This window comes from Nostoc mirabile CHAB5784 (assembly GCF_020829645.1).
Lineage (GTDB): Bacteria > Cyanobacteriota > Cyanobacteriia > Cyanobacteriales > Nostocaceae > Nostoc > Nostoc mirabile.
On record NZ_JAIVFS010000238.1, the window covers coordinates 1 to 4,289 of the forward strand.

Below are 4,289 nucleotides of genomic sequence, written 5' to 3' on the forward strand. Positions count from 1 at the left end.
ACTTTTGCACTTGATGCTCTTCCCCGCTTTAGGAGATGAGTCCTCTACTCATGTTGGAGTAATCCTGGATGAGCAAGTCATGTCTTTGATTAAAGAATCCCCGTCTCTTTAGAGCGGGGAGTGTCAACTTCGTATTGCAAATCATCTGAGTAAGAAGTGGGGAGTGGGAAGAGACAAGGAAACTTGTTCAATAATTCTCCCTTGTCCCCCTGCTTTTTTATCTAAGGAACTGAAAGCAAAGTCAAAATATTTTGCTGCACCATATCTGGTGACTGGTCGCCGTTGATGGTCAATAAGCGGCGACGACGGTCGTAATATTCTAGGATGGGAATGGTGCGATCGTAGAATAATTCTACACGGCGTTGGACGATTTCTGGTTGGTCATCTGGTAGCGATCGCCCCAAAGAGCGGCTAACCATGACTGCTTCCGACACTTGTAGATAAATTGCCCAATCTAGCTTTTGCTCTAAATTATCCAATAAAAAATCTAATTCTTCAGCTTGAAAAGCAGTACGGGGATAGCCCTCTAAGACCCAATCGCAGTTAATATCTGCTTGTCTGAGGCGAATTCGGATCAATTCAACGATCATTTCATCTGGAACCAATTCCCCTTTTTGCATATAGGGCCGTGCGTGGTAACCTAGTTCACTCAGGCTAGCGTAAACCGAAAGAGAAGTCCGGGGATCAGCTTCCGACCATTGCAACTCCGGGAGGAGCTTATCGCCAGATATCGCTTCCCGTAAAATCTCACCTGTAGAAATCATCGGAATATCAAAGTATCTACAAAGCCTTTGTGCTTGAGTGCTTTTACCCGATCCTGAACCTCCCAGAATCACCAATCTCACAACAATTTACTCCTCATCCTGTCAAATTCACTACTTGCTAAGTCTGTTTTGCCCAAACAACCGATAAATCTAACATTTAGCAGTTTTCAGACGTTATGCCTAGCTTTTTTAAATAATTGGAACTGTAACTCTAATGTTTTCATTTTTACAACTCCTTTCCGAGAGAAGACGAAAATTTAAATCAACATAACTCTTGACTTCAGTACAAACCTAGTGTTTGACTAAGAATGCAATTTGCCAAATTCACCACACTTGGGAAAAACAGATAGATTATACAGGCAGACTTATAATAAGTACCGCCAGCCCAAACATTTAATTTATTGTAATTTTTTGAACTTTACCCTATGGTTGCCCAGCTAGAAACTTCAAGTATAAATTCACCCCTTACCTTACCATATCCAGTGGAAGGACTAGTGCAAGTTTTCACTAGCTCCCATCGCAATTTTTTTACGAGCGTTATGGCTCAAGCACTGAGAATAGCTGGACAAGGAACGCCAGTATTAATAGTGCAGTTCCTCAAAGGAGGCATTCGTCAAGGACACGATCGACCTATACAACTAGGACAAAATTTAGATTGGATTCGCTGTGATTTGCCTCGTTGTATTGATACACCACATTTAGACGATGCTGAAAATCAAGCTTTACAAAAACTGTGGCAGTATACACAGCAGGTAGTGTGTGAAAGTAAGTATTCTCTCGTTGTCTTAGATGAGTTAAGTTTAGCGATTAACTTTGGTTTAATTCCTGAAACTGAAGTTTTAGCGTTTCTGGCAAAACGCCCTCCCCACGTTGATATCATTCTCACAGGGCCAGAGATGCCAAAATCTCTTCTTGATGTAGCAGATCAAATTACAGAAATCCGCCGGAGTTATCGCCCTTAAATAATCTCAGGCTTTGAGATTTTGGATTTAATAATCTTCAAGAAGAGGGTGTGTTAAAGTTCATGAACACACCTTACTGTTCTAGCTACAGATGTGGGATTGAGGAGAAATTGAGAAGCTTGTTGTGCCGTTACTTGAGATAACTGAATCTGTTTAAGGGTGACTAGACCTTCATTCACAAAAGAATCTCTCACTAATGCTTTATCGCCGCTATTGAAAGAAGTTTCATAAAACACTTCCTTAATTCCTGCGGAGATAATTAATTTCAAACAAGACAGACAAGGTTCTAGAGTGACGTAAATACTTGCACCATCTGTAGAAGTCCCATGCTTTGCAGCTTGTGCGATCGCATTTGCTTCCGCGTGTACAGCCCTTGATGGTAAAGTTTTACTAGCATCACAGCTACTCAATCCTGGATAACAGTAGCCCTGAGTCGTACAATGTGCTGAACCCGATGGTGAGCCATTGTAACCTGTTGCCACCACCTGCTTGTTTTTCACAATCACAGCACCCACGGGAAAAGCTAAACACGTTGAGCGAGTTGCTGCAAGTTTAGCCAACATCAAAAAGTATTCATCCCATGTTGGTCTTTGATAGCGTTCGTCGATTGAGGAAATATCTTGCATAATCTGTCAATTTCAAACTTTATCCTACTGCCTTGCTGACAACGGAAACTGTGGATGCTCTGGGTTCCACTTCGGCAAAATATTTTTAAGCTGATTCAAAGCATCTTCATGATCGTGTTGATTAAAAAAATCATCGATTTCGTGGCGATTAGGTCGTCCACGAAGAAGATCAAGTCTTTAGTACGGCGATATCCACACTAGCATTGCTAGTTATTTATATGAATTACAGTTTTTTAATTTACTGATCCTGAATATAAGCCTTGCCACTTTTAATACAGTTACTAGCCTTTTGCAGTTCGATACCTAAATAACCAGTATGTTCAGGCTGAATTGCTGGAGAGGTAGCACAAATCTCTCTTAATAAGCTAAGGGGCTTTTTCCCACGATAAGACTTAATCACCTCACCACTACCAGGAGTTGTGTGGGTAACGAATATCTCTTTGCCATCAACCTCAATTAGGAAATTGCCGGAGGGGTCATAATAGCTACGCTGATTAAAAATTGCAGCGTATTGATTTGCAATTAGCCTCTCTGCATTGTCCCAAGTATCATCATATATATGAGCAGACTGACTAATAGTTATGAGTGGCCCCATTTTCAAGTCATACTCAGAACGTTGAGCAATTTCATCCCTAATATGTTGTTGCAAAGCCCTCAATCCCATTGCATTTGCAGGCCAGGCGGCAAACATATCATTACTTCTAAAAGTTGCAGTTAGGGATAATTCATTATCAACCACTCTCAACCAAATATGATTTAGACAAGGGCTACCACCTTTTTCATGGTCTTTTACATCCCATAAATTCATAACTGCACTAGCGGCATCAATTTCTCCAATTAACTTCTTAATTACCTGGTCAATTTGATCATCCTTAAACCAGGAACGCAAACGTTGACCATACGTATATTTCAACCCTTCTCGATAGGGTGCATCATCTAAAATCTGTGAAGTATATTCTTCAAGAAAGGGAGGGTCAACTGGCAAATAATTAGGCTCAGGAAAGTAGAATTTAGGAGGTTCATCAGTAACAATTGCCATTAAATCAATTAATTCTTGCCATTGCCCATCATAGCCAGTTGGTCTAATTGTTCCTGTTGTCTTAATCCGATGAATGATTTTTACCCAAGTTTCGGCTATAGTTTTACCTTCTATTCGATGCCCGTAGCGTGGCCCTGGTAAAACACTTGGTTCAACAATAGACATGGGAAATTCTAACCGCGAACCCCAAGGAGAAAGTGCTTCTAATTGGGCATAAGATTTAACTAGACTAACTGCCTCAACAATTGATTTGACTTCTTTGCAATCTATAGAATGCCGCAGGTGTTCTAAATCACTAGCTTTCACTTCAAGATCAATATATCCAGGGATAGGGGAGCGAATTACCCAGCAACGCAACCCAGTATCACAAACACCTTCTTTAAAGCCATTACGGAAAAAGTCCAGTAAGCACTGACACGCACCCGCGTTATTATCTTCCCTTGTGGCATTGAGAACAACCAAAAAGCGGACGTGGGGATTAAACAGCAAATTGCGAATTAGTAAGTTTATGCCCCTTGTGGGCGAGTATAGTTGCCCAATTACAGCATAATCTTCGGGTTGCAAGTGTTTAGCGATCGCCTGCTTTACCGTCCATCCTGTAATCACTGCCGTCTGACCTAGACCATAAATAAGCTGGTTGGGCTTGTACAGTGCTTTGTACTCGAATTGGGTTGCCTTACCCGTTGCTGTCATGATTGGCTAAAAATAAAAATTAACAATCTTTTATTATATCACTAAATCTAAATTAGTACTAGTTTTATCTAAGCTAGGCTTTGGAACTGGAGTTTAGACTAAAAGCGATATGAGAGAACGCAAATCAAATGGAATTAGAGATTAAAAATATTATCTTGTCAGCCTCAAAGCATCCGCGACCTTTAACAATTCTGTAGTATATCTG

Annotated in this window: 4 protein-coding genes; 1 reads left to right on the top strand and 3 read right to left on the bottom strand. The window is 40.7% G+C overall.

Annotated elements, in window-relative coordinates; genetic code table 11:
- Positions 1–221: 221 nt before the first annotated feature.
- Positions 222–845 carry an adenylate kinase family protein gene (locus LC653_RS44860; protein WP_229501685.1) on the bottom strand — a complete coding sequence of 208 codons (624 nt, stop codon included), beginning with the start codon at positions 843–845 and terminating at the stop codon, positions 222–224.
- A 344-nt stretch (positions 846–1,189) separates the two neighbouring features.
- On the opposite strand from LC653_RS44860, the gene LC653_RS44865 reads away from it, so the two are divergent.
- Positions 1,190–1,726 carry a P-loop NTPase family protein gene (locus tag LC653_RS44865; RefSeq protein ID WP_229501686.1) on the top strand — a complete coding sequence of 179 codons (537 nt, stop codon included), beginning with the start codon at positions 1,190–1,192 and terminating at the stop codon, positions 1,724–1,726.
- Positions 1,727–1,779: 53 nt separating this feature from the next.
- Here the strand turns inward: LC653_RS44865 and LC653_RS44870 are convergent, their stop codons facing one another.
- Together LC653_RS44870 and LC653_RS44875 are read right to left on the bottom strand one after the other, a co-directional pair.
- Complete coding sequence (locus tag LC653_RS44870; protein WP_229501687.1) at positions 1,780–2,352, bottom strand: deoxycytidylate deaminase; 573 nt, start codon at positions 2,350–2,352, stop codon at positions 1,780–1,782.
- A gap of 238 nt (positions 2,353–2,590) precedes the next feature.
- Complete coding sequence (locus LC653_RS44875; protein WP_229501688.1) at positions 2,591–4,084, bottom strand: thymidylate synthase; 1,494 nt, start codon at positions 4,082–4,084, stop codon at positions 2,591–2,593.
- Positions 4,085–4,289 lie beyond the last annotated feature (205 nt).